The following is a 22,738-nucleotide window of genomic DNA, read 5'->3' as shown; positions in this document are numbered from 1 at the left end:
TCCGCCTGAGTTAAAGGAGACCACTCATGGGTGAACTCACGGACAAGGCCAAGGGTATTGGCAACGAGATCGCTGGCAACGCGAAGCAGGCGACTTCCGGTGACAACACGCAGCAGGCCGCAGAAGGCCGCGCTCAGGAACGCAAGGGCGAAGCCCAGCAGTTCAAGGGCAAGGTCAAAGGTGCACTTGGCGATTCCGTCTGAAGCGGGATCGAACTGACCTTCAGAAAGGCCGCTTTCGAGCGGCCTTTTTGTTGTCGCAGAGGCGCATGCGGCAGCTTTGTGACGTCCCGTTTCGGGGCGGGGCATCGGGAGCGCTGGCCCTGTCAGTAACGATTTCTTAGGCATGAGCCATGATGTCAACGCAGCCCCGCCGCGCTTTGGTCCTGACCGATGAAAGCGCCCGCCACCCTTTCCGCCAGTCGCTGCCGCCGCATGTCTGTGCTCGGGTGAGGGACGCATCGAGGAAGCGGTCGGTTCGCGATATCATCATCGAGGACTGGAAGAGCTTCTTGGCAATCTACTGCGCCACGTTTCTTACGGTAAGCGCTTTTCTCGCCTGAGATATTAGACGATAGCGGCCCGTTCCGCGCGCAGGAGCGCGTAGCCGAACCAGGCAGGCAAAAGGCAGCACGCGGCTACCACCAGCAACTGCTTGACCACCGCCAGACCAACCAGGCTGAGCAGGCCTGCAAGCAGGGCACCAATCACCATCGCGCCCGAATTGACGATGTTGTTGGCTGCGATCGTTCGTGCGGTCTGCGATTTCTCCACAAACGTGGTGAGGAAGGCATAGAGGGGAACCACGAACATACCGCCTGCAACGGCGATCCCAAGCAGCGACAGCAGCAGCATCGGCGCGAGCGGATGAGCCAGGAACGTCGGCACGTCCATCATCACGTCGGCGGCGGTCCAGTCGCTGCAGACTCCTTCGAAGAGGATTAGGAAGCCGCCCATCGCGATCACGGAGACAGGGGAATACCGTGCTGACACAGTACCCTTGAGCAGCGCGTTGATCGAAACCGAGCCGATGGCGACTCCAACAGAGAAAATCACCAGAAAGAGGCTCGCCACTTCCTTGCTGGCGTGCAGGACGTTCTTGGCCAGCGGGGTGAACTGAACGAAGAGGATCGTGCAGATCGCCCAAAAGATGCTGATCGCGATGATTGCCAAGAAGACGCGGCGGTCATGCAGTGTGCTGCGGATGAGCTTGAAGGATGAGCGCAGGACATTGAAATCGAGCGGTTCCACAGGGCCGACTGGCGGCGCGGGCGGCACGAACCGGGCTGCGACGAAGCCCAGCAAGGCGACGCCGACCACAGCGATAGCGGCCCAGGACACACCTATCCAGCCCGCAACGATCGTTCCTGCGAGCACAGAGAGGTAAGTCCCAGCTTCCACTAGACCGGTGCCTGCAAGCACTTCGTTTTTTTCCAGGTGCTGCGGCAGAATCGCGTATTTGATCGGTCCGAAGAATGTGGAGTGGACGCCCATCGCGAACAGCGCCAGCAGCATCAGCGGAATGGAAAGCGTCCCGATCGCCACGCCTTGCCAGGCCAGCAGCAAGCCCGCCCCTCCAACAAGCATGATGCCGATCTCGCAGGTCTTCACCACACGGATGATTCGCGCCTTGTCGCGCATGTCGGCCAGTTGCCCCGCGAGAGCGGAAAGGAGAAAGAAGGGCGCCACGAACACGCCGGAAGCGACAGCGCTGAACCACATTTCCGCGGTCTCGGAATTGTAGACCGAGTAGACCACGAAGAACACCATGGCGTTCTTGAACAGGTTGTCGTTGAACGCCCCCAACATCTGAGTGATGAAGAGCGGCAGGAAACGGCGGGCCCGGATAAGCTGCGTCGATGTCGTCATGCGGTCTGCGGTAAGGCTCCCGGGGGCTTTCGTGCCCGACACTTAGTGGCAAAGCAGCGGCGGGCAAGTCTTTGGTGCACTTAAGTGCGCTGCCTTGACCGGAGTTTCCGGCAGGCAGCGCGATCACGTGCTTCCACCGAGGGGGCGCAGCCTCTAAGGCAGGTGAAATGCTGACTCTTCCGAATCTCCTGACACTCTCGCGCATCTTTGCTGTGCCACTGCTCGCCTTCCTGCTCTGGTGGCCAACATGGAGCTTTGGCTACGGCCTTGCATTTGGGCTCTATTGCCTGATGGGCGTGACGGATTACTTCGACGGCTATCTTGCTCGCTCCAGCGGCACGGTATCGAAGCTGGGCGTCTTCCTCGATCCCATCGCGGACAAGATCATGGTTGCTGCGGTGATCCTCGTTCTGACGGCGCAAGGCATCCTCACCGGCCCCTATGTGTCCGACGCTCATGTGATCGCAGGTCTTATCATCCTCGTGCGAGAGATTGCCGTTTCAGGCTTGCGCGAGTTCCTTGGCGGCCTGCAAGTGTCGATGCCGGTAAGCCGCCTCGCCAAGTGGAAGACGACCTCACAGTTGATCTCGCTAGGCGCGCTGATCTTGGGCCGGGCAATGCCGTGGTGGAATGTGAACGTCGGCGAACTGGCAATCAACGTGCCGCATACCGTCGGTCTGGCGACGCTCTGGGTGGCGGCTGCGCTCACGCTGGTGACCGGCTGGGACTATTTGCGAGTCGGCCTTAAGCACATGGACTGAAGGGCTCAGCCCGCTCGCAGTTCGTCCGCAAGCATTCGGAATTCCTCCGAGCGCGGCGAGTTCTTGCGCCACACGAGCGCGATCTCACGATTGGCGTTGGGAGAGTGCAGGGGCCTGGCGACGACGTTGGTGCCGTTGAGGATGCCGGCGTCGAGCGCCATTTCCGGCAGCATCGTCAAACCCAAGCCATTGTCCACCATCTGTACCAGAGTGTGCAGCGAAGTGCCGATCATCGTTGCAGAGGCGCGCAATTCGGGCCTGTTGCACGCGGCGAGCGCGTGGTCCTTCAGGCAGTGCCCGTCCTCAAGCAGCAGCAGGCGGTGCTCGTCGATGATGTCGGGCTCCACCTCTTCCGGCGGGTTGCGGGGATCGTCCTTGGGAAAGGCGACGTAGAACGCGTCGAGTTCGATCGTCTCCTTTTCCACTTCGCCGGTGGTATACGGCAGGGCAAGCAGCACGCAGTCGGCGCGGCCCTGATGGAGGGATTCCACCGCCGCGGCGCTGGGCTCCTCGCGCAGGAAGAGCTTCAGGTTGGGGCGCTCTCGCCGCAGGCGCGGAAGCATGCGTGGCAGCAGGAAAGGCGCGATGGTGGGGATTACGCTCATCCGCAACTCGCCTGAAAGCGGCTTGCCGCTCGACTGGATGAGATCGGAAAGCTCTTCTGTTTCCCGCAAGATCCTGTGCGCCTTGGCCACGACGGCTTTGCCCAGAGGCGTGAACCTTACCGCCCGCTTGGTGCGCTCGACAAGCACGACGCCGAGTAGCGCCTCGAGATCGCGCAGGCCCGCAGACAAGGTGGACTGTGAGACGAAACAGGCCTCAGCCGCACGCCCGAAATGCCCGTGCTCGTACAGCGACACAAGGTATTGGAGCTGCTTGAGCGTGGGCTGATGGACCGTCATGCCGCCTTGTCGTCGACGTGAGTCATTTTGAGGCGGCCGTTCTCGACCGCGAAGGCGAGCTTGCCTTCTACAAGATCGAGCGCATCACGGCCGAAGGTTTCATACCGCCAGCCCTCCAGCATCGCGAGGTTCTTGCGCACGCCAGCGGCCAGCATCTCCAGTTCATCACTGCGAGCCAGGAGCCGTGAGGCGACGTCGATCTCGCGTGCGCGAATCTTGAGGAGCAGCTTGAGTAAGTCGGCCACCAGCGATCCCTCCTTGCCCAGCGGCGCTCCCCTGGGAGCACGAGGCGGCATCTCCTCGTCTGGCAAAGGTACCGCATTGGCGAGTGTCTGCATCAGGCGCCTGCCGATCTCGTTGTCCTTCCAACCCTGTGAAAGACCGCGCACCTTAGCGAGGTCGGCCTGGGTTTTGGGCGGATGGCTGGCGATATCTGCCAGAGTTTCATCCCGAACAATACGGCCACGGGGGATGTTCTTGTCGCGAGCCTCATGCTCGCGCCAGGCGGCGAGAGCCTTGAGCCGCCCGAGCACCGCGGCGTTGCGTCCCGCAGCCTTGATCCGCTTCCAAGCGACGTCGGCATCGTTCCGGTAATTCTCCGGATCGGCGAGTTTTTCCATTTCCTGATCCAGCCACTGACCTCGGCTCGTCTTCATCAGGCGGCCGAGCAGTCTGGGAAAGATCTTCGCGAGGTGCGTGACGTCGCCAATGGCGTACTCGATCTGACGTTCGGTGAGGGGCCGACGCGACCAGTCCGTGAACCGCGCGCCCTTGTCGATGGTGAGGCCAAGCCACGATTCGACGAGGTTGGAATATCCGATCTGCTCGGACTGGCTGACCGCCATCATCGCGATCTGCGTGTCGAAGATCGGGTGCGGCGTGCGCTTCGTAATGTTGTAGATGATCTCCACGTCCTGACCTCCGGCGTGGAATACCTTCAGGACGTCTTCGTTGTCGGTCAGCAAATCCATCAGTGGCGACATGTCGAGTCCGGGCGCCATCGGGTCGATCGCGGCGGCTTCCTTGTCGTTCGCGATCTGCACCAGGCACAACTCTGGCCAGTAGGTGTTCTCGCGCATAAATTCGGTGTCGACCGCAACAAAGTCGGATTGAGCGAGGCGGGCGCAGAGCGCGGCAAGATCTTCGCTATCGGTGATCAGCGGGTGAATATGCATGGTCGGGGCGCGTTACGCCGTTCGCCATCTGCAATCAACGTTGCTGACGCGCCATTCGATCGAAGGCACGCTTGCGACGGCTGGAAATCCCCTCGTCAGTCGACTAGGGGCGACGGCTTGCCATTCCGATGATCGAAGAAGCCATCAAGCCATGACCCATCCCTATCGTTCCCACACCTGCGGCGCCCTGACGGCTGCCGAAGTCGGTCAGCCGGTCCGTCTGTCGGGCTGGGTCCACCGCAAGCGCGATCATGGTGGCGTGCTCTTCGTCGATTTGCGCGATCACTATGGCATCACTCAGGTGGTCGCCGATACCGACAGCCCCGCCTTGCCGATGCTGGAAGCGCTGCGTCTGGAAAGCGTCGTCACCATCGATGGCGGCGTGAAGGCGCGCAATGCGGCCACGGTCAACCCGAATCTCGGGACTGGCGAGATCGAGGTGTTCGCGCGGTCCGCAGCCGTGCTGGGCCGGGCCGAGGAACTGCCGATGCCCGTGGCGGGTGAGCAGGACTATCCTGAAGACATTCGCCTGCGGTACCGCTTCCTCGACCTCCGCCGCGAGACGCTTCACGCGAATATCGTCAAGCGCACGAAGATCATCTCGGACATGCGTCGGCGCATGGAAGGCGCAGGGTTCACCGAATATTCGACGCCGATCCTCACCGCATCAAGCCCGGAAGGCGCCCGCGACTTTCTGGTGCCGAGCCGTATTCATGCCGGCAAGTTCTATGCGCTCCCGCAGGCGCCGCAGCAGTACAAGCAGTTGCTGATGGTGGCCGGCTTCGACCGCTACTTCCAGATCGCGCCTTGCTTCCGCGACGAGGACCCGCGCGCTGACCGCCTGCCGGGCGAGTTCTATCAGCTCGACCTGGAAATGAGCTTCGTCACCCAGGAGGAAGTCTGGGAAACGATGGAGCCGGTCGTCGGCGGGATCTTCGAGTCCTTCGCAGAGGGCAAGCCGGTTACCCCGATCGGCTCGTTCCCGCGCATCCCTTACGCGCAGGCAATGCTGGATTACGGCAGCGACAAGCCGGATCTGCGCAATCCGCTGATCATTCGCGACGTCTCGGAAGAATTCCGCCAGTCCGGCTTCGGCCTGTTCGAGAAGATCGTGGGCGGCGGCGGCGTGGTGCGCGCCATTCCTGCGCCGGGCACGGCTGAAAAGAGCCGCAAATTCTTTGACGAGATGAACGATTGGGCGCGCTCCGAAGGGCATGCCGGCCTGGGCTATGTTACTCGCAAGGGTGGCGAGTTCGGCGGGCCCATCGCCAAGAACCACGGTCCTGAGAAGATGGCCGCGCTCTATGACGCACTTGGCCTGGGCCCTGATGACGGCTTGTTCTTTGCCGCAGGCAAGGAAGAGCAGGCAGCCAAGCTCGCCGGTCTGGCGCGCACGCGCGTCGCCGAGCAGCTGGACCTGATCGACAAGGATCGGTTCGAACTCGCTTGGATCGTCGACTTCCCGTTCTACGAGTGGGACGAGGACGAGAAGCGCGTCGACTTCGCGCACAACCCGTTCTCGATGCCGCAAGGCGGGATGGAAGCGCTTGAGAGCGGCGAGCCGCTGAAGATCAAGGCGTTCCAGTACGATCTCGTCTGCAATGGCTATGAGATCGCTTCAGGTTCGATCCGTAACCAGAGCCCTGAGCTGATGGTCAAGGCGTTCGAGTTGGTCGGCTTGTCCAAGTCCGACGTGGAGGATCGCTTTGGTGGCCTTTACCGCGCCTTCCAGTACGGCGCGCCGCCGCACGGCGGCATGGCAGCCGGCGTCGATCGCATCGTGATGCTGCTTTGTGGCGCGCAGAACCTGCGGGAGATTACGCTGTTCCCGATGAACCAGCGCGCAGAGGACTTGCTCATGAGCGCGCCGTCGCCGGCCGAGGCAAGGCAGCTTCGGGAGCTGCACTTGCGCGTCGTCGAGCCGGTAAAGCCGGCCGCCGTCGGCGCGAACAAGCTGGTCGCGCCGGACGCGGGATGAGGCGACCTGCCGTGGCGGAATGGGCTACCGGCGGCGAAGGCGGATTGTTAGGCCGCCGTCTCCTGTGAGCGTCTGCTGCTGCCCCTCTTGAAGAGCGAGGATTTGTGTAATGGAAACGGAGCGGCTGCCCATTCGCGCGGGGCAGCCTGCGCCGCTTCCCGGCCGCTCCCAGGTGACGCGCACGTTTAGTGCGCCCGTCGCGGGAAAGCGTGACATCGGCGACAGGTTGATCGAAACCACCGATCGTTCGTGAACCTCGCCGTAGATTTCCGGGCTCATACAATTCAGCGGTGCTGCGTTTTGCTGTTGCTGCGAGAAGGTGGCGCCCATGCGTTCTGAAACCCGCATCTGTCCGGACCACAGAAGCTCCGCGTCACTGCGGAGCTCGACATCGTACGTCATGGTTTGCGACACCGGCCTGGTTGGGTGCCGTTGGACGGTGGATTGTGACGGCGCGAGCGGAAGCGGAGGGGCAACGGTCGCAGCAAAAGCCAGCAAGATCGACATCCGCGCATTCCTTTCAGTTCGTCATCTGGATTTATGACCCACATCTTGGACTGCGCAGTTGCCAATCAGGGATAATATGGGGTGAACGTGGGCCTCCGATGATGCATGAGTGGGGGCGATGTGTGCACATGCAAGCAGTCGGTGCACCGAACCTCGCTGCAAGGCTTGCCAGCACGCCGCCTGCACATTAGGGCGGCTGGCGAAGATTTCATCCTCGTTTCAGAAGGGGTCACTAAATGAGCGATACCGCCGATCGTGTTAAGAAGATCGTGGTGGAACACCTTGGGGTCGAAGCCGACAAGGTCACTGACGAGGCCAGCTTCATCGACGATCTGGGCGCGGACAGCCTCGACATCGTCGAGCTGGTGATGGCCTTCGAAGAGGAATTCGGCGTCGAGATCCCCGACGATGCGGCTGAGAAGATCAGCACCGTCTCGGATGCGATCAAGTACATCGAAGAGAACAAGGGCTAATCGGGCCCGCCTGATTCCCGGCCGGTCAAACGGTGCTGCCGTGAAGCGGCAGCAGGGAACATACTACCGGCAGGCTCGGCTCCGAGAGGGGTTGGGCCTGTTGCGTTTGTTGCGGAGAGTTGCATGCGTCGCGTTGTCGTAACCGGTCTTGGTCTCGTCACTCCCTTGGGCAGTGAAGTCGAGACCGTGTGGGCTAATCTTCTGGCCGGTAAATCCGGCGCTGGACCGATTACCCATTTCGACGCCTCCGACCAGAAATGCCGCATCGCGTGCGAGGTAAAGCCCGCCGATCACGAGTATGGCTTCGACCCCAACAAGCGCGTCGACCATAAGGTGCAGCGCCAGGTCGATCCGTTCATCGTTTACGGCATCGATGCCGCCGGGCAGGCCATTGAGGATGCCGGCCTCACCGACATGAGCGAAGAAATGCGTCTGATGGCAGGCTGCTCGATCGGCTCGGGCATCGGCGGACTGCCGGGAATCGAAAGCGAATCCCTGGTGCTTGCCAACAAGGGGCCGAGCCGTGTCAGCCCGCACTTTGTGCACGGCCGCCTCATCAACCTCATCTCCGGCCAAGTGTCCATCAAGTACGGTCTGATGGGCCCGAATCACGCGGTGGTGACGGCTTGCTCGACCGGCGCCCACTCGATCGGCGATGCTGCGCGCATGATCAAGGATGGCGACGCCAACATCATGCTTGCCGGTGGTGCCGAGGGCACGATCTGCCCGATCGGCATTGCCGGCTTCGCGCAGGCGCGCGCCCTCTCGACCAACTTCAACGACGACCCCACCCGCGCCAGCCGCCCCTACGACGTCGACCGCGACGGCTTCGTGATGGGTGAGGGCGCTGGGGTGGTGGTGCTCGAGGAATACGAGCACGCCAAGGCGCGCGGGGCGAAGATCTATGCCGAAGTGATCGGCTATGGACTTTCCGGTGACGCTTATCACGTCACCGCGCCGCATCCTGAGGGTTCGGGCGCTTATCGCTCGATGGCCATGGCGCTCAAGAAGGCTGGCCTGACGCCTGATGATATCGACTATATCAACGCGCACGGCACTTCGACCCCGCTCGGCGACGAGCTGGAACTCGGCGCCGTGAGGCGCCTGTTCGGCGACGCGATCTCTCAGGTGTCGATGAGCTCTACCAAGTCGGCGATCGGTCACTTGCTGGGCGGTGCCGGCGCGGTCGAATCGATCTTCTGCATTCTTGCCATGCGCGATCAGATCGTGCCGCCCACACTGAACCTCGACAATCCCAGCGAAAGCTGCCTCGGTGTGGACCTGGTGCCCTACAAGGCCAAGAAGCGCGAAGTGCGCGCGGTGCTGAACAACAGCTTCGGGTTCGGCGGCACCAACGCCAGCCTTGTCATGCGCAGGGTCGACTAAGCTGTCGGCAATGCTCTCCCGCCGCGGCTGCGCTCTGGCGGCGGTTCTCGCTGCCGTGTTCGCCGTCGCGGTGGGCGTGTTTCTGGCGGGCTGGTACGGCTCCGGCCCGCTGGAGGAGGACGGCACCTTCATTGTCTCCAACGGTGCGAGCCTCACCGCCGTCGCGCAGCGGCTGGAGGAGAAGGGCGTCGTCTCTTCGGCGAGCGGCTTTACCTTGCGGGCACGCGTGCTCGGAGGTGGGCGCGACATCAAGGCCGGCGAGTTCGCGATTCCCGCGCACGCCAGCCCTTCTCAAGTGCTGGAGATCATCACCAGCGACGACGTAATTAGGCGCTTCGTCACGATCCCCGAGGGCATGCCCTCGATCATGGTCTACGAGCGCCTGATGGCGCAGGACCATCTGACCGGAGAGATCGCCGTGCCTGACGAGGGCTCGGTCCTGCCTGACAGCTACGCTTTCGAACGCGGCGAACCGCGTGAGGCCGTGCTGCGCCGGATGCAGGCGGCGATGAGCCGCACGCTGGCAGAGCTGTGGGCGAACCGCGATCCCAACCTGGTCGTAAAGACGCCAGAGGAGGCCCTGACGCTGGCTTCAGTGGTGGAAAAGGAGACCGGCAAGCCATCGGAGCGACAGATGGTGGCGGGTCTCTATTCGAACCGGCTGAAGCAAGGGATGATGCTGCAGGCCGACCCGACGATCATCTATCCGATCACACGGGGCAAGCCGCTGGGCCGCCGCATCCGCCAGTCGGAGATTCAGGCGGTGAACGACTACAACACCTACTCGATGGTTGGCTTGCCCAAGCATCCCATCACCAATCCGGGGCGCGAGTCGATCGCGGCTGTGCTTCATCCAGCGAAGACGGAAGCCCTCTACATGGTGGCTGATGGCACCGGCGGTCACGCCTTCGCAAACACGCTGGCGGAGCACAACAGCAACGTCGCCAAGTGGTTCGCCATCCGGCGGGAACGCGGCGAACTCTGACGGTTAGTCCTGCTCCGGTTCCACTTTGTTGGCGCCGGCAAAGCTTTCAACGCGCTCTGACACTGGTTAGATGGGGCTCAAAGGAGTCGCCTGTCTCATGAAAACCCGTGCTGCCGTTGCTTTCGAACCCAAGAAGCCGCTCGAGATCGTCGAGGTAGACCTTCAAGGCCCGAAGGCTGGCGAAGTGCTTGTCGAGATCATGGCGACCGGCATTTGCCACACCGATGCCTACACGCTCGACGGGCTGGACTCCGAAGGGATCTTTCCGTCGATCCTCGGCCATGAGGGTGCCGGAGTCGTGCGCGAAGTGGGGCAAGGCGTCACCAGCGTGAAGCCCGGCGATCACGTGATCCCGCTCTACACCCCCGAATGCCGCCAGTGCAAAGCCTGCTTGTCTGGCAAGACGAACCTGTGCACCGCGATCCGCGCTACGCAAGGGCAGGGCTTGATGCCGGACGGCACCAGCCGCTTCTCGTACAAGGGACAGCCGATTTTCCACTACATGGGCTGCTCGACCTTCTCGAACTTCACGGTTCTGCCCGAAATCGCCGTCGCGAGGATCCGCGAGGACGCCCCGTTCCAGACCTCGTGCTACATCGGCTGCGGCGTGACCACAGGTGTCGGCGCGGTGGTGAACACTGCCAAGGTCAGCCCCGGCGACAATGTCGTGGTGTTCGGGCTCGGCGGGATCGGCCTGAACGTGATCCAGGGCGCCAAGATGGCGGGGGCGGACCGCATCGTCGGCGTCGACATCAATCCGGAGAAGGCGGAGTGGGGCAAGCGGTTTGGCATGACCGACTTCGTCAATCCCAGGGACGTCGGCAACGTCGTGGAGACGCTGGTGAACATGCTGGATGGCGGGGCGGACTACTCGTTCGACTGCACCGGGAACACAGAAGTCATGCGTCAGGCGCTGGAATGCTGCCATCGCGGCTGGGGTACCTCGATCATCATCGGCGTTGCCGAAGCCGGCAAGGAGATCAGCACGCGTCCGTTCCAGCTCGTCACGGGGCGCAACTGGCGGGGCACCGCGTTCGGCGGCGCGAAAGGCCGTACCGACGTGCCCAAGATCGTCGACTGGTACATGAACGGCAAGATCGAGATCGACCCGATGATCACTCATGTCTTGTCGCTCGAAGAGATCAACAAGGGTTTCCACCTGATGCATGCAGGCGAAAGCATCCGCTCGGTCGTGGTCTATTGATGGAGAAGGTCTCCACCAATCGCAGCCATGGCGGAGAGCAGGGCGTCTATCGCCATCGCTCGACCGAGACCGGGACGGAGATGACGTTCTCGGTCTTTGTGCCCGACCATGCGCCCGGCACGAAGCTGCCGGTGCTGTGGTACCTCTCCGGCCTGACCTGCACGCACGCGAACGCGACGGAGAAAGGCGAATATCGCGCAGCCTGCGCCGAGCACGGCATCATCTTCCTCGCACCCGACACCAGCCCTCGCGGCGCGGATGTGCCGGATGCGGAGGGGTGGGATTTCGGCCAGGGCGCTGGCTTCTACGTCGATGCAACGCAGGCGCCCTGGGCCGCCAATTTCCGCATGCGATCCTATATCGAGAGCGAGTTGCCGGAGCTTATTGCAGCCGAATTCCCTATCGACTCTGAGCGGCAGGGGATCACCGGGCACTCCATGGGCGGCCATGGTGCGCTGACGATCAGCTTGCGCAATCCCGGCCGCTTTCGCTCCACGAGCGCCTTCGCACCGATCGTCAGCCCGCTGGCATGTTCCTGGGGTGAGAAGGCCCTTGGCGGTTACCTGGGGCCGGACCGGGCCGCCTGGCGTGAATACGATGCCTGTGCGTTGATCGAGAACGGTGCGCGCTTGCCAGATCTGCTGGTGGATCAAGGCGGTGCGGACGGGTTCCTTGAGGAGCAGCTGAAGACAGACCTCTTGCGCGCCGCTTGTGACCGCGCGGGGCAAACCGCGACGATCCGTATGCAGGCCGGCTACGACCATTCCTATTACTTCATCTCCACCTTCATGGCTGAACACGTGGCGTGGCACGCCGAGCGCCTGACAGGTTGAGCTGAACTAAGGCTGGTATTTCGCAGGGTTCCGAGGGTCGATGATGGCCCGTTGAGGTTGCCTGAGGGCCACCTCTGCCTCAGGCGATCTGGCAAATGCGTCGAAGTTCCTCCTCAGCCGCCACGCGACCGGCTTTTCCTTACCGGCGATAGTCGTGCGAAACATGACCCGACCCTCGTCGGTGTACGGAACGATCCGGTGCATCATCCCTTCATTGTCGAGCAGGTGATCCTTGTTCACCCGGATGATGCCGCCGATTTGCGGCTTGGCGGGTTCGACGGTCAGGCTCATCTCCGGTTCTCCATTTGTGTTTTGCTGTGCAGGTGTGCAGTGCTCTTTCGTCTGCTGGCGATGCGAGCGATGTCGAAGAGCCAGAAGGGGCAAGCGGGAACCCTTCCTGTGCCCAGGCTTTGCCCCCGCAAGGGCCAGCTTGCACGGAGGACACCATGAGCGACACGAACATGAGGGCTGGCTATCGCGGACCCGCCGGCGGCTGGGGGTCACTGAAGGGCATCGCCAAGACGGAAATGAACGGACGGTCGCGACCTTCTGCGCTTGCCACCCTCGCGGTTCAGAACAAGCCGGGAGGCTATATGTGTTCGTCGTGCGCCTGGGCCAAACCTCCGGTTGCGCATGTCGCCGAGTTCTGTGAAAATGGTGCGAAGGCGACGCTGTGGGATCTCACCAGTGAGCGCTGCACACCTGAGTTCATCAGTCGCCGCACAGTGACGGAACTGCGCGCCTTGGGCGACTACCAGCTTGAAATGGCGGGCAGGATCACGGAGCCGATGCGCTACGACGCTGCCAGCGACCGGTACGTCCGCACCAGCTGGGAAGAGGCATTCTCCGCTATCGCTGCGAAGCTTCAACAGCTCGAACCAAAGTCCGTGACGTTCTACACGAGCGGCAAGGCGGCTCTGGAAGCGAGCTATCTCTATGCGCTGTTTGCCAGAATGTACGGTAACAACAATCTGCCGGACAGCTCGAACATGTGTCACGAGACGACATCGGTCGGTCTCAAGAAGGTTATCGGCTCGCCCGTGGGCACCTGCACGCTTGAAGATCTCGAGCATTGCGACGCCATCTTCTATTTCGGGCAGAATCCCGGCACGAATAGCCCGCGCATCCTTCACCCGCTAAAGCGGGCAGTGGAGCGCGGCTGCAAAATAATCGTGTTCAATCCGCTGCGTGAGAAGGGCTTGCTGGAGTTCGCGGACCCGCAAAATCCGGTTCAGATGACGGTAGGCAAACCCACGCCGCTAGCTGCTCAGTATCATCAGGTGAGACCGGGCGGCGACATCGCGGCGATCATGGGCTTGTGCAAGCGCGTGCTGGAACGCGATGCGCGGACAAGGGCGGCTGGCACGAAGCGCATCCTCGACACTGCATTCATCGAGCAGCACACGCACGACTTCGATGCCTTCATGAGCAAGGTGGAGGCGACAAGCTGGGACGAGATCGAGGCTGCGTCGGGCCTGAGCCGCGACGCGGTCGAGTCCGCCGCTGACGTCTATTGTGAATCGCAGAAGGTCATCGGCATCTACGGGATGGGCCTTACCCAGCATGTCCATGGCAGCCAGTCGATCGGCCTGCTCGTCAACCTGCTGCTGATGCGCGGGAACATCGGTAAGCAAGGCGCCGGCTGCACGCCGATCCGCGGGCACTCCAACGTGCAGGGCCAGCGCACAGTCGGGATCACCGAGAAGACCAGCCTTGCTCCAATGGACAAGTACCGCGAGCTATTCGGCTTTGAACCGCCCCAAGAGGACGGGCACACCACGGTCGAGTTTCTCGAGGCGCTGCTTGACGGCAGCAACAAGGCCTTCGTCGGTTTGGGAGGCAACCTCGCCAAGGCCGTGCCCGATCATGAGCGCGTGCATGATGCCTGGAGCAAGATGGAACTGACGGTTCATATCGCCACCAAGCTGAATTCCACGCACATGATGCCCGGCAAGAAGAGTTGGATCCTTCCGTGCCTCGTCCGGTCTGAGGACGACACCCAGGCGGGAGGCCCCCAACAAGTCTCTATCGAGGACAGCTTCAGCTGCATTTACGGCTCGATCGGCCGGAGAACGCCTGCCAGCCCGCACTTGTTGTCCGAAACCGCGATCGTTGCCCGAATGGCAAAGGCGACGCTCCCGACGAACCCGCTGTGGAAGTGGGACGACTGGGCTGGCGACTACTCCCTCATCCGCGATCTCATCGCCCGGACTTTTCCTGAGCAGTTCTATGACATGAACGTCCGAATGAACCTGCCAGGCGGCTTCTACCGCGGTAACGCCGCGCACGAGCGGATTTGGAAGACTGAGTCGGGGAAGGCTGAGTTCACGATACCTACCGTGCTCAATGCCTGTGGCGTGGGCAACGCCGAGGGGCACTATCACCTCGTCACGCTGCGTTCGAATGACCAGTTCAACACCACGATCTACGGTCACGATGATCGTCTGCGGGGGCTCAAGGGCAGCCGCATGATCGTCCTGATGAGCCCGGCCGAGATCGCTCGCGCCGGTTTGAAGGCGGGCGACAAGGTTACCTTGGTGGGAGATGCAGGCGACGACGTTCGCCGCGAGGTCTCTGGCCTGGAAGTTACGCCGTATGATTTGCCGGACGGCACCCTCGTGGGCTACTTTCCCGAGCTCAATCCGCTGGTGCCGTTGTGGTACCATGACAAGGCATCAAAGACGCCCGCAGCCAAAGGGGTGCCGGTGCGGATCGAGACTGCCTGACGTTGCCATGGCGGCACGCAAAAGCGCCGCCGGGCTACTCCTCACGCCACTCGGGATCATCTTCAGGGTGATGATGCCACCCGTGCACCTCAATGATGTACGAGGCGACGGGACGGCCGGCAGCATTGCGCGACGGCCGGAAGCGGAAGCGCTCGGTGATGAGCTGACATGTCTTCGCGTCCAGCGCGGGCATGCCGCTGGAACGGACCACTCGGCAGTCGCTGACGCGGCCGTTCACATTCACTCGGTACGTCAGTTCTAGCTCGCCGCCTTGTTTCGCTGCGCGCAGTTCGGGCGGTAAATCGGACCACCGCAGTCGTCCCTTGATCTGCACGGGCCGGGTGATGGCATCGCCGGCACCCTTGCCGGTGCCATTCCCGCCTCCGCCGCCGCCTGTGCCGTTGCCCCTGCCGTCGGAGCCCTGGCCGGGACCGATTCGATCCGAAGCTCCCGTGTTGGATGCGTTCCCCGTCGCAGGGACCGGCGCTGCGATGATGGGCGGCGGCTGAACGATGGGCGGCAGCACCGGCGCAAACACTGCGCTTGCCTGATTGCGCAGATTTGGGGGGGAGGGCTCTTTCCTCATGCGTTGCGCCTCTGCCTTGTCCGCTTTGTGAGCCGGTTTCGTGGGAGAGGGGGTAGGGCTTGGCTGCGGTTGCGGTGCTTCCTCCTGCATCGGTGTGAGGGAGACCAGAGTCTCATGCGCCTCTCGTATAGGCGGCGCACCGGACGAGAGGCCCAGCACGAGCGCTGCCCCTCCCAGGCCGACAAGGCCGAGGGAGGCAAGTGCAGATGCGGTCCGCTGCCGGGGGGAGGTTGCGTACAAAGGCGATCCTAAGGTGCTTGGCCAGGTTGCTCCACTGGTACTGAATGAACAGAGCAGGCGGAGGAAGGATGCGGCGCTGTTAGAGCATAGCCAGGAGGGAAGAGTTCGGAGCCAGATCGGCCAATGCTCCTAGGGTAGTCTTCGGCCGTTGGGCCTCCCCGGCTGACATAACGTTGCCGCGCAAAAGGCGAGCGCGGAACTAAAGAATGATGGATCCGTTTAATAGAAAGATTCCCATCTGGAGTTTGGACGCATGACACTTATTCTTATTCTTCTCGTTGGCGGCGTTATTGGTTGGCTGGCCAGCATCCTCATGCGCACGGATGCGCAGCAGGGGATTTTCCTGAATATCGTCGTAGGCGTGATCGGTGCTTTGATCGCCGGCGTGATCATCACCCCGCTGATTGGCGGTGCTCCCATCACCAGCGGGTCGTTCGATATCATGTCGCTGTTTGCGTCGTTCCTTGGCGCCGTAGTCCTGCTTGCAATCGTGAACTTGTTTCGTCGTGGGTCGATCCGCTAAGGGTCAGCACTCGCAGTTCGCTATTTGAACACGAAAAGGAGTTTATCTGATGAAGCTGATCACCATGCCTCGACTGGCTGTTCTAGCTATCGCTAGCGCGTCTTTCAGCCTGACTGCCTGCAACAATGCGGCGGAAGAGCCCGCTGAGGTGGCTGCCGAGCAGATCGAAGAGTCGTCCGATGCAGCGGCCGATCGGCTTGAGAATGCCTCCGATGAGATCGGTGGAGTTCGGGAAGACGTTCTGGAAGACCGCGCCGAGGCTATCCGCGAGAGCGGCGAAGCCAAGGCGGATGCGATCGAAGAGCGTGCGGAAGTCCACGAAGGTCTGTAAGGCTTAGTTTCGCTGGCCTAAGTCAGCGGTCACGCAGAGGGGACGGCGATCTGACGCCGTCCCCTTTTTGCATGAAAAAACGGGCTAAGAGCGTCCGATTGTGAACTGAAGCTTGAATTGCTATCGCGAAACTCAACATACCGGACAAGCCGCACCCCGGCTTGGTCCTCGCAAGCGCGGGGACTGCGCGCCGCCTGATTTGCCAACCACAACAGGAAAGATGCCCATGACCATTCCCCTGATGCCGCTACCATACTCCCATGAAGCGCTTGAGCCGCACATCTCGCGCACGACGCTTGAGACTCATCATGGCGCCCACCACAAGACCTACGTGGACAAGCTGAATGCAGCCATCGAAGGCACTGAGGAGGCGAACAAGCCGCTAGAAGAGATCGTACGCACGTCCAGCGGGCCCAAGTTCAACAACTCGGCACAGACTTGGAATCATGGCTTTTACTGGCACTCCCTGAGCCCTGAAAAGACCCAGCCCAGCGAGAGCCTTGCCGCTGCGATCACCACCGACTTCGGCTCGATGGATGCTCTTCTTGAGGCGCTCAGCAACGAAGCGATCAACCACTTCTCGAACGGTTGGGCGTGGCTGGTCGTGAAGGGCGGCAAGCTGGCCGTAATCTCCACGCATGATGCGAACACCGGCCTCCTGGAGAGCGATAATCCGCTCCTCACCGTCGACGTTTGGGAACACGCCTACTACATCGACCAGAAGAACAAGCGTCCCGCTTATGTGAAGGCGGTGCTCGAAAACATCATCAACTGGAAGTTCGCATCCGACAACTTCGATCGCGGCACGCCTTGGGTGTACCCGGTCTGATCAGAACCTCGGAGATTTCCTGAGAGGCACAAGGGCTCCCGCAACACATGATGCGGGATCCCTCAATTTTGTCAGGGACTCATCATTGGCCGTGACGTCCGGTCTGCACGACTCGACCGGTCGGTCAGCCGGTCTCGCGCCTATGGGCGGAAGAACTTTCGGTGCCGGATCGGGTCAGGCCGGCGCCACTGCGGATCGCAGCCTTGCGTCTGGCAAGTGCCTGCGGATCGGGCTCGGCATTGAGTATCCGATTAAGCTCGGCACGAGCGCGGGCGACTCGACTTTTCATGGTGCCGACAGCGCAGTCGGCGATTTCCGCCGCTTCTTCGTAAGTGAAACCGCCAGCGCCTACCAACATCACCGCCTCGCGCCGCTCGGGAGCGAGCTGTAGGAGGGCGGCTTCCATGTCAGACAAGTGCAGGCCGCCCTCCTGATCGGCGTCCATCACAAGCATTCGCTCTACGGCGCCATCATCAAGGTCAGTTTGCCGGCGGTTGCGACGCAGTTCGCTCAGGTAGTGATTGCGCAAGATCGCAAACGTCCAAGCGCGCATGTTGGTGCCCGGCGTATAGCGCTCGCGTGCGGTCCACGCCTTGATCGCCGTCTCTTGGGCGAGATCATCGGCATAGTCGGGTCGACCTGAAAGCCCGCGCGCGAACGCGCGCAAGTGCGGAAGTGTGCCGAGGAGCTCTTTGCGGAATTCTTCGTCTGCCTGATGGCCGCTGGCTGACTCAGCCGTCATCACTCTCGTCCAGCTTCTTCAGCAGATCATCGAAGCTGTCCGGCAGAGGCTCATCGACAACGGAGTTGTACAGATTTCTCAGCCCGGCGGCCCAGCCCGGTTCCCCGTCCTTGCGGGTCAACGGGGGCAGACCGGGGCGTGACCCGGACCTCCCTTGTCCATTAGGGTGAGACAACACGAACTCCCTTTCAAGCAGATGTGTGCATGTGGCATGGCTGAACGGTCAAGCTTCTTCGCCGGAAATGGCGTCTAGGAATGGAACATTTGATCTTTGCCATGGTTCCCCTCTGAACGAAGACATGTCAGACGCCGCCTGTCCCGTGCGGCATATGCAAAGCCGGGGTCTTGCGGAGTTTTATGAGGAACGGTTTCCGGCGTGGTTGATGATACTCTGCTCGAGCGGGTGGAGAAGCAGGCTTGGTTCCACCGCTATCCTCGCGGGTGGCCGTTTCTGCTCTTCATCATTGCCAGCATCGGCACGGCCGTGAGCGTCATGGCCATCGAGCGATCGGAGCGGGAGCGCCGTGACGTTGAACTCGATCGTAACCTGACCGAGATCGCCTCAGCGCTGCAACGTCGTGTGACCGAGAACATCGCCTTGTTGCGAGCAGCGTCAGCGCTTTTCTCGACGCAGGAAGAAGTGACTCCAGAGCAGTTTGCGGAGTTCTCTTCAGACCTTCAGGCAAGTGGCAACCTGTACGGTTCGCTTGGCATGGGGTGGGCGCCCTTGGTTCGAAACTCCGAAGTTGCCGCTTTCGAGCAAAGCAGGCGGGAGGCAGGAAACACCAGCTACGCCATCTTCCCTGCGCCACCCAATGGGGGCAGCCAAGCGGCAGATCGAGCGTACTCCGTGCCGATCACGTACATCGAGCCGATGACGCGGATCAACGAGCGCGCTTTGGGCTACGATATGTATGTAGACCCGGTTCGCCGGAAGGCGATCAACGCGGCCATGGATACAGGGAAGCCGATTGCTACTGGTAAGGTCCAACTTGTGCAGGATCGTGGCAGGCCCAACTCGATCGGGTTCCTGATCTACATGCCTGTGATGGACACCAAACGGCGCTCGGTGGTCAAAGGCTTTGTATATAGCCCCTTTCGCGCGGATGACTTTCTTGCTTCCGCAGCCGAACTTTTCCGCAACGACGATATCGAGGTGAAGGTGTACGATCAGTCGGTCGCACCGGGAAACCTCATTGCACGGCGGCGGGCGCCGGGAACGACCGGCGCCGCTGTGGAACGGCGGATAGACGTGGGCGCCCACTCGTGGGTGATACGCGTGAGCGACAAAAAGTCCGGGCGGCTATCCACCGCGGCGCGTCTGACGCTGTTTTTCGGCGTGATCACTTCGCTCATGCTGATGGCGATCGGCCGGTTGATAACCAAGCGTGCGGCGGAGGATCGGCGCGTGCTGGAATGGCTGAGCCGGCAGTCGTCCATCCGCAACTCACTGACCCGGGAACTCAACCACCGCGTGAAGAATACGCTGGCCAACGTACTCTCCATTGCCGCTTTGACGCGGCGGCGCTCTACCGATCTCGACGATTTCACTGAAAGTCTGACGGCCCGGATCAGGGCGTTATCGGCCACCCATGACCTGCTTTCCCAATCGGATTGGAGCAATGCCCCGCTGGGGGATATCGTTCGGTCTGAACTGGCGCCCTACATGGAAGGCAACGAAAGCCACGTTGAGATTGCGGGACCCGAGATCAAGCTGGCGCCGAATGACGCGATGTCACTGGGCTTGGCCATTCACGAGCTCGCCACCAATGCCGCCAAATACGGCGCACTTAGCAGTGAGACAGGGCGGATCCACGTGACCTGGTCGCTGGTTGGCGGGGAGTGTGCGGAGATTCACTGGCGCGAGGAAGGGGGGCCGCTGGTGCGTGAGCCGAACAAGCGGGGCTTTGGCCGCGACCTGATCGAGAAGATCGTAGCTCACGAACTGCGGTCGGACGTCGACCTGCAGTTCCTGCCTGCGGGAGTGGAGTGCCGGCTCAAGGTGCCCGTGCGGGTCACGCGCGAGTTCGCGTTGCGTCACGGCAGCCGATCGAGTTGAGGGAAGGGGGCGGCGGTCAATTGGCCGCAGCAATTTAGGCAAAGCCGGACAAGGATCTGCCTTGAGGCCGCCAGCTGGCTGTTCAAGGGGCGGCGCCAGTCCGAGACTGGCGCACTTCAATCCAGGAGCGCCATTCAGGACTGGCGCTCCCTGCATCAGTTCAGCGGGCGGCTCGACCCGAAGAACAGCGCCTGGCTGATCGCCGCGCGAACAGTGGCTTCCTGGAACGGCTTGGTCACCAGATATGTCGGCTCAGGGCGCTCCCCGGTCAGCAGACGCTCTGGGTAGGCGGTGATGAAGATCACAGGCACATCGCCGAACTTCAGCAGGTCCTCGACCGCATCGATACCAGAGCTGCCGTCCGCGAGTTGAATGTCGGCAAGCACCAGGCCGGCCGGATGCTTGCTGAAGATCTCCAGAGCCTGGGTTCGTGTAGCTGCGGTTCCAACCACGTTGTGGCCGAGTTCCGAGACCAGCCCTTCCAATTGCATGGAGATGAGCGGCTCATCCTCGATGATCAGCACATCGGTCGTGCTCTCGCTTTCGATCTCCTCGATCGCCTGGCGCACGAGCGTATCGACCTCGGGCACGCCGACACCGAGAATGTCTGCCGTGTCCTCTCGCGAGAATTCTTCCACAGTTGTGAGAAGAAGCGCTTGCCGATGGGTTGGCGCGATCGTTGCGAGGCGCGTCTGCGCAGCCTGCTCGTGCAGCCCCACCGACGCGTCTCCCACTGGCCCATCCACGTGAGACGTTGTCCAGATGCGTGTGAAGGCACCGTACAAAGCGGCGCGACTACGGGAGATATCGGATCGCAGGCCTTGGTCGGCGAGCGCCGCTTCCAGCGTAGCGCGGACGTAGGCGTCACCGGAATGCTGGGACCCGGTCAGCGCGCGCGCATAGCGGCGAAGGTAGGGAAGTTGGACGCTGATCTGGTCGGAGACAGACATGCTCATTCCTCGAGATGGTTGGCGCGGTTTAGCGTTCGAAGAGAACCGGTTCGGCAGCCAAGCCCCAGACCTAGCACGGTAAGGGTGCGTGACAAGCCGGTTTGGCTGCTTCGAGCTCGCGGCGGGTTCAAAGGCGGGTGTAGACGAGTTTCTCGCGTCCATATCGCGCAAGGACAATGGAGGACAGACAAGGGTGCGACAAAATTTTTCGAGATCGCGACCGATTCTGCATCTTCAGGGGAACCCTTTTTCGCCCGACGTGTTCAACTGGTATCACCACTGGCCCTCCCACCCCCCCCCCCGCAACCGGTGGTGATCCGATCCCGAGGCCCTCGTCCAAACCGGACGGGGGCCTCAATTCGTTCAGAAGGGCTTTGTTCCCGATTCTCAGCGCCGCCTTTCGCATCGTGCTGCGCAGTTCACGATTTTTTTATGCTGGTGTGCCGCAGAATTCCAAGGTTCTCCTCATCTGAAGGGGTGTGACCTCCAGATCACGGGAACCAATTGTCCGGCAGTTACGTTCAGAACTCGACAGAAGCACAATGGAGGGAAGCATATGACGGTAGCAACCGACGTTCAGGTTGAGCCCGCTAAGTCGCTCAGCGACCGGGATTTCAAGCGCGCCCTGACAGAGGTGGCTCCTCATCTTCGGGCTTTTGCTCGTGGCCTGTGTGGTTGCCGCGACCGGGCGGATGACTTGGCTCAAGAAGCCATGCTCCGTGCTTGGGCTGCTCGCGAGCGTTATGCTGCCGGCACCAACTTCAAAGCTTGGACTTTCACGATCCTGCGCAACCACTTCTACAGCGAAGCCCGCCGGGCGCGCTTCCACGGCGAGTATGATGAGCTTGCCGCAGAGCGCATCCTTCGTGCTCCTGCCGGCCAGGAGAGCGCGATCGAACTGGGTGACGTGCTGCGGGCGCTGACGGCCATTCCCGAGACCTATCGCGAAGCACTGATCCTGGTGGCTGCCGGCAACCTCTCCTACGAAGAGATCGCCGATATCTGCGGCATCGCACTTGGCACCGTGAAGAGCCGGATCTGCCGCGCACGCTCGATGCTCAGCAAGGTCATTGAATCCGGCCAGCTGCCTGACTTCCGTCACAACTTTGTTCTTTCCGGAGAGGCGATCGACGCGTTCTTCGCGGAACTGGCCAAGATCGCTAACAACGAGGAAGAGGCATCTCTTGCCGCCTGAATCAGGTGCCGCATCGGCTGATACTGACAAGGTGCGCGCAAGCATTGCAATCGTAGAGGATGAGTTCCTCGTCGCCTTGCAACTGGAAGATATTTTGTTGGAAGGTGGCTACCATGTGGTGGCCACCGCCCCCGATTTGCCGGCTGCAGAAGCAATCAGCCAGACAGTAGATGTTGCTCTGGTGGACCTTAACTTGCGGGACGGTCTGACCGGGCCTGAAATCGCGCGTCGCTTGAGTACGCGGTTTGGCACTCGGATTGTTTACGTCACTGCCAATCCGGGGCAGATCGGCGTGCCGGCCGAGACGGCAATGGGCGTGCTGCACAAGCCATTCTCCCGAAAAGCAATCGAAGCTACGCTCGAGTATGCCTTGGACCAGTCGCTCACGGTTGCCCGGCCGAGAGAACTTGAGCCGCTTGAAAGGCATCCGGTCTTTCGCTCGGCCTGAGCGGCAAATCATTAACATACGAGACAAATGAAACCTG

Annotated in this window: 25 protein-coding genes; 16 read left to right on the top strand and 9 right to left on the bottom strand. The window is 61.7% G+C overall.

Annotated features, from left to right (window positions below):
* Positions 1-26 precede the first annotated feature (26 nt).
* Together ABVV53_RS04690 and ABVV53_RS04685 are read left to right on the top strand one after the other, a co-directional pair.
* Complete coding sequence (locus ABVV53_RS04690; RefSeq protein ID WP_353983221.1) at positions 27-203, top strand: CsbD family protein; 177 nt, start codon at positions 27-29, stop codon at positions 201-203.
* A gap of 152 nt (positions 204-355) precedes the next feature.
* Complete coding sequence (locus tag ABVV53_RS04685) at positions 356-562, top strand: hypothetical protein (RefSeq protein WP_353983220.1); 207 nt, start codon at positions 356-358, stop codon at positions 560-562.
* 4 nt (positions 563-566) lie between these two features.
* Here the strand turns inward: ABVV53_RS04685 and ABVV53_RS04680 are convergent, their stop codons facing one another.
* A complete protein-coding gene (locus ABVV53_RS04680; protein WP_353983219.1) occupies positions 567-1,868 on the bottom strand; it encodes an MFS transporter in 1,302 nt (433 codons plus the stop codon).
* Positions 1,869-2,035: 167 nt separating this feature from the next.
* Here ABVV53_RS04680 and pgsA point away from each other — a divergent pair, with 167 nt between their 5' ends.
* The gene (gene pgsA, locus ABVV53_RS04675) at positions 2,036-2,629 is read left to right on the top strand and encodes a CDP-diacylglycerol--glycerol-3-phosphate 3-phosphatidyltransferase (RefSeq protein WP_353983218.1); all 594 of its coding nucleotides are present in this window, start codon (positions 2,036-2,038) and stop codon (positions 2,627-2,629) included.
* A gap of 5 nt (positions 2,630-2,634) precedes the next feature.
* On the opposite strand, the gene ABVV53_RS04670 is transcribed toward pgsA, so the two are convergent.
* A complete protein-coding gene (locus ABVV53_RS04670; RefSeq protein ID WP_353983217.1) occupies positions 2,635-3,531 on the bottom strand; it encodes a hydrogen peroxide-inducible genes activator in 897 nt (298 codons plus the stop codon).
* The gene (gene rnd / locus ABVV53_RS04665; protein ID WP_353983216.1) at positions 3,528-4,706 is read right to left on the bottom strand and encodes a ribonuclease D; all 1,179 of its coding nucleotides are present in this window, start codon (positions 4,704-4,706) and stop codon (positions 3,528-3,530) included. The genes ABVV53_RS04670 and rnd overlap by 4 nt, the downstream gene beginning before the upstream one ends.
* A 151-nt stretch (positions 4,707-4,857) precedes the next feature.
* Here rnd and aspS point away from each other — a divergent pair, with 151 nt between their 5' ends.
* Positions 4,858-6,684: an aspartate--tRNA ligase gene (gene aspS, locus ABVV53_RS04660; protein WP_353983215.1), complete on the top strand. Its 1,827-nt coding sequence runs from the start codon at positions 4,858-4,860 to the stop codon at positions 6,682-6,684.
* Positions 6,685-6,708: 24 nt separating this feature from the next.
* Here the strand turns inward: aspS and ABVV53_RS04655 are convergent, their stop codons facing one another.
* Complete coding sequence (locus ABVV53_RS04655) at positions 6,709-7,191, bottom strand: hypothetical protein (protein ID WP_353983214.1); 483 nt, start codon at positions 7,189-7,191, stop codon at positions 6,709-6,711.
* 236 nt (positions 7,192-7,427) lie between these two features.
* On the opposite strand from ABVV53_RS04655, the gene ABVV53_RS04650 reads away from it, so the two are divergent.
* From ABVV53_RS04650 to fghA, 5 genes are all read left to right on the top strand, one after another.
* Positions 7,428-7,664, top strand: a complete 237-nt coding sequence (locus tag ABVV53_RS04650) for an acyl carrier protein (RefSeq protein WP_353983213.1) — start codon at positions 7,428-7,430, stop codon at positions 7,662-7,664.
* Between the two features lie 123 nt (positions 7,665-7,787).
* Positions 7,788-9,050 carry a beta-ketoacyl-ACP synthase II gene (fabF, locus tag ABVV53_RS04645; RefSeq protein ID WP_353983212.1) on the top strand — a complete coding sequence of 421 codons (1,263 nt, stop codon included), beginning with the start codon at positions 7,788-7,790 and terminating at the stop codon, positions 9,048-9,050.
* 10 nt (positions 9,051-9,060) lie between these two features.
* Entirely contained in the window at positions 9,061-10,035 is a 975-nt protein-coding gene (mltG, locus tag ABVV53_RS04640; protein ID WP_353983211.1) for an endolytic transglycosylase MltG, read from the top strand.
* 97 nt (positions 10,036-10,132) lie between these two features.
* Positions 10,133-11,239, top strand: a complete 1,107-nt coding sequence (locus ABVV53_RS04635) for an S-(hydroxymethyl)glutathione dehydrogenase/class III alcohol dehydrogenase (protein ID WP_353983210.1) — start codon at positions 10,133-10,135, stop codon at positions 11,237-11,239.
* Entirely contained in the window at positions 11,239-12,072 is an 834-nt protein-coding gene (gene fghA / locus ABVV53_RS04630; protein WP_353983209.1) for an S-formylglutathione hydrolase, read from the top strand. The genes ABVV53_RS04635 and fghA overlap by 1 nt, the downstream gene beginning before the upstream one ends.
* Positions 12,073-12,078: 6 nt before the next feature.
* Here fghA and ABVV53_RS04625 read toward each other — a convergent pair whose 3' ends face one another.
* On the bottom strand, positions 12,079-12,363 hold the full coding sequence (locus ABVV53_RS04625) for a hypothetical protein (RefSeq protein ID WP_353983208.1): 285 nt from the start codon (positions 12,361-12,363) through the stop codon (positions 12,079-12,081).
* A 155-nt stretch (positions 12,364-12,518) separates the two neighbouring features.
* On the opposite strand from ABVV53_RS04625, the gene ABVV53_RS04620 reads away from it, so the two are divergent.
* Positions 12,519-14,798, top strand: a complete 2,280-nt coding sequence (locus ABVV53_RS04620; RefSeq protein WP_353983207.1) for an FdhF/YdeP family oxidoreductase — start codon at positions 12,519-12,521, stop codon at positions 14,796-14,798.
* A 34-nt stretch (positions 14,799-14,832) separates the two neighbouring features.
* Here ABVV53_RS04620 and ABVV53_RS04615 read toward each other — a convergent pair whose 3' ends face one another.
* Complete coding sequence (locus ABVV53_RS04615) at positions 14,833-15,384, bottom strand: energy transducer TonB (RefSeq protein ID WP_353983206.1); 552 nt, start codon at positions 15,382-15,384, stop codon at positions 14,833-14,835.
* Positions 15,385-15,877: 493 nt separating this feature from the next.
* Here ABVV53_RS04615 and ABVV53_RS04610 point away from each other — a divergent pair, with 493 nt between their 5' ends.
* The 3 genes from ABVV53_RS04610 (at position 15,878) to ABVV53_RS04600 (ending at position 17,307) form a co-directional block, all read left to right on the top strand.
* The gene (locus ABVV53_RS04610; RefSeq protein ID WP_353983205.1) at positions 15,878-16,147 is read left to right on the top strand and encodes a GlsB/YeaQ/YmgE family stress response membrane protein; all 270 of its coding nucleotides are present in this window, start codon (positions 15,878-15,880) and stop codon (positions 16,145-16,147) included.
* A 49-nt stretch (positions 16,148-16,196) separates the two neighbouring features.
* A complete protein-coding gene (locus ABVV53_RS04605; protein ID WP_353983204.1) occupies positions 16,197-16,478 on the top strand; it encodes a hypothetical protein in 282 nt (93 codons plus the stop codon).
* Positions 16,479-16,704: 226 nt separating this feature from the next.
* The gene (locus ABVV53_RS04600; protein WP_353983203.1) at positions 16,705-17,307 is read left to right on the top strand and encodes a superoxide dismutase; all 603 of its coding nucleotides are present in this window, start codon (positions 16,705-16,707) and stop codon (positions 17,305-17,307) included.
* A 124-nt stretch (positions 17,308-17,431) separates the two neighbouring features.
* Here ABVV53_RS04600 and ABVV53_RS04595 read toward each other — a convergent pair whose 3' ends face one another.
* Complete coding sequence (locus ABVV53_RS04595) at positions 17,432-18,049, bottom strand: sigma-70 family RNA polymerase sigma factor (RefSeq protein ID WP_353983202.1); 618 nt, start codon at positions 18,047-18,049, stop codon at positions 17,432-17,434.
* Positions 18,039-18,170 (bottom strand): NepR family anti-sigma factor, encoded by a 132-nt coding sequence (locus ABVV53_RS04590; protein WP_353983201.1) that lies wholly within the window; start codon positions 18,168-18,170, stop codon positions 18,039-18,041. Before ABVV53_RS04590 ends, ABVV53_RS04595 begins: the two co-directional genes overlap by 11 nt.
* 255 nt (positions 18,171-18,425) lie before the next feature.
* Between ABVV53_RS04590 and ABVV53_RS04585 the strand changes: the two genes are divergently transcribed.
* Positions 18,426-20,108, top strand: a complete 1,683-nt coding sequence (locus tag ABVV53_RS04585; protein ID WP_353983200.1) for a CHASE domain-containing protein — start codon at positions 18,426-18,428, stop codon at positions 20,106-20,108.
* Positions 20,109-20,263: 155 nt separating this feature from the next.
* Here the strand turns inward: ABVV53_RS04585 and ABVV53_RS04580 are convergent, their stop codons facing one another.
* Complete coding sequence (locus tag ABVV53_RS04580) at positions 20,264-21,058, bottom strand: response regulator (RefSeq protein ID WP_353983199.1); 795 nt, start codon at positions 21,056-21,058, stop codon at positions 20,264-20,266.
* A gap of 556 nt (positions 21,059-21,614) precedes the next feature.
* On the opposite strand from ABVV53_RS04580, the gene ABVV53_RS04575 reads away from it, so the two are divergent.
* On the top strand, positions 21,615-22,253 hold the full coding sequence (locus ABVV53_RS04575) for a sigma-70 family RNA polymerase sigma factor (protein WP_353983198.1): 639 nt from the start codon (positions 21,615-21,617) through the stop codon (positions 22,251-22,253).
* Positions 22,243-22,701, top strand: coding sequence for a response regulator (locus ABVV53_RS04570; protein ID WP_353983197.1), 459 nt, complete (start codon positions 22,243-22,245; stop codon positions 22,699-22,701). Before ABVV53_RS04575 ends, ABVV53_RS04570 begins: the two co-directional genes overlap by 11 nt.
* The last annotated feature ends 37 nt before the right edge of the window (positions 22,702-22,738 follow it).

The organism is Novosphingobium kalidii (assembly GCF_040534015.1).
GTDB classification, from domain to species: domain Bacteria; phylum Pseudomonadota; class Alphaproteobacteria; order Sphingomonadales; family Sphingomonadaceae; genus Novosphingobium; species Novosphingobium kalidii.
Note: the sequence above shows the minus strand (reverse complement) of the source record. Positions and strands in the feature narration are given on the sequence as shown.

What these genes read in the sequence shown, in the direction of transcription:
- pgsA (WP_353983218.1), top strand. Translation starts at nt 2,036, where the DNA reads ATGCTGACTCTTCCGAATCTCCTGACACTCTCGCGCATCTTTGCTGTG.
- ABVV53_RS04685 (WP_353983220.1), top strand. Translation starts at nt 356, where the DNA reads ATGTCAACGCAGCCCCGCCGCGCTTTGGTCCTGACCGATGAAAGCGCC.
- fghA (WP_353983209.1), top strand. Translation starts at nt 11,239, where the DNA reads ATGGAGAAGGTCTCCACCAATCGCAGCCATGGCGGAGAGCAGGGCGTC.
- ABVV53_RS04625 (WP_353983208.1), bottom strand. Translation starts at nt 12,363, where the DNA reads ATGAGCCTGACCGTCGAACCCGCCAAGCCGCAAATCGGCGGCATCATC.
- ABVV53_RS04605 (WP_353983204.1), top strand. Translation starts at nt 16,197, where the DNA reads ATGAAGCTGATCACCATGCCTCGACTGGCTGTTCTAGCTATCGCTAGC.
- rnd (WP_353983216.1), bottom strand. Translation starts at nt 4,706, where the DNA reads ATGCATATTCACCCGCTGATCACCGATAGCGAAGATCTTGCCGCGCTC.
- mltG (WP_353983211.1), top strand. Translation starts at nt 9,061, where the DNA reads ATGCTCTCCCGCCGCGGCTGCGCTCTGGCGGCGGTTCTCGCTGCCGTG.
- ABVV53_RS04610 (WP_353983205.1), top strand. Translation starts at nt 15,878, where the DNA reads ATGACACTTATTCTTATTCTTCTCGTTGGCGGCGTTATTGGTTGGCTG.
- ABVV53_RS04580 (WP_353983199.1), bottom strand. Translation starts at nt 21,058, where the DNA reads ATGTCTGTCTCCGACCAGATCAGCGTCCAACTTCCCTACCTTCGCCGC.
- ABVV53_RS04595 (WP_353983202.1), bottom strand. Translation starts at nt 18,049, where the DNA reads ATGACGGCTGAGTCAGCCAGCGGCCATCAGGCAGACGAAGAATTCCGC.
- ABVV53_RS04635 (WP_353983210.1), top strand. Translation starts at nt 10,133, where the DNA reads ATGAAAACCCGTGCTGCCGTTGCTTTCGAACCCAAGAAGCCGCTCGAG.
- fabF (WP_353983212.1), top strand. Translation starts at nt 7,788, where the DNA reads ATGCGTCGCGTTGTCGTAACCGGTCTTGGTCTCGTCACTCCCTTGGGC.
- ABVV53_RS04575 (WP_353983198.1), top strand. Translation starts at nt 21,615, where the DNA reads ATGACGGTAGCAACCGACGTTCAGGTTGAGCCCGCTAAGTCGCTCAGC.
- ABVV53_RS04620 (WP_353983207.1), top strand. Translation starts at nt 12,519, where the DNA reads ATGAGCGACACGAACATGAGGGCTGGCTATCGCGGACCCGCCGGCGGC.
- ABVV53_RS04680 (WP_353983219.1), bottom strand. Translation starts at nt 1,868, where the DNA reads ATGACGACATCGACGCAGCTTATCCGGGCCCGCCGTTTCCTGCCGCTC.
- ABVV53_RS04655 (WP_353983214.1), bottom strand. Translation starts at nt 7,191, where the DNA reads ATGTCGATCTTGCTGGCTTTTGCTGCGACCGTTGCCCCTCCGCTTCCG.
- aspS (WP_353983215.1), top strand. Translation starts at nt 4,858, where the DNA reads ATGACCCATCCCTATCGTTCCCACACCTGCGGCGCCCTGACGGCTGCC.
- ABVV53_RS04690 (WP_353983221.1), top strand. Translation starts at nt 27, where the DNA reads ATGGGTGAACTCACGGACAAGGCCAAGGGTATTGGCAACGAGATCGCT.
- ABVV53_RS04600 (WP_353983203.1), top strand. Translation starts at nt 16,705, where the DNA reads ATGACCATTCCCCTGATGCCGCTACCATACTCCCATGAAGCGCTTGAG.
- ABVV53_RS04650 (WP_353983213.1), top strand. Translation starts at nt 7,428, where the DNA reads ATGAGCGATACCGCCGATCGTGTTAAGAAGATCGTGGTGGAACACCTT.
- ABVV53_RS04615 (WP_353983206.1), bottom strand. Translation starts at nt 15,384, where the DNA reads ATGAGGAAAGAGCCCTCCCCCCCAAATCTGCGCAATCAGGCAAGCGCA.
- ABVV53_RS04670 (WP_353983217.1), bottom strand. Translation starts at nt 3,531, where the DNA reads ATGACGGTCCATCAGCCCACGCTCAAGCAGCTCCAATACCTTGTGTCG.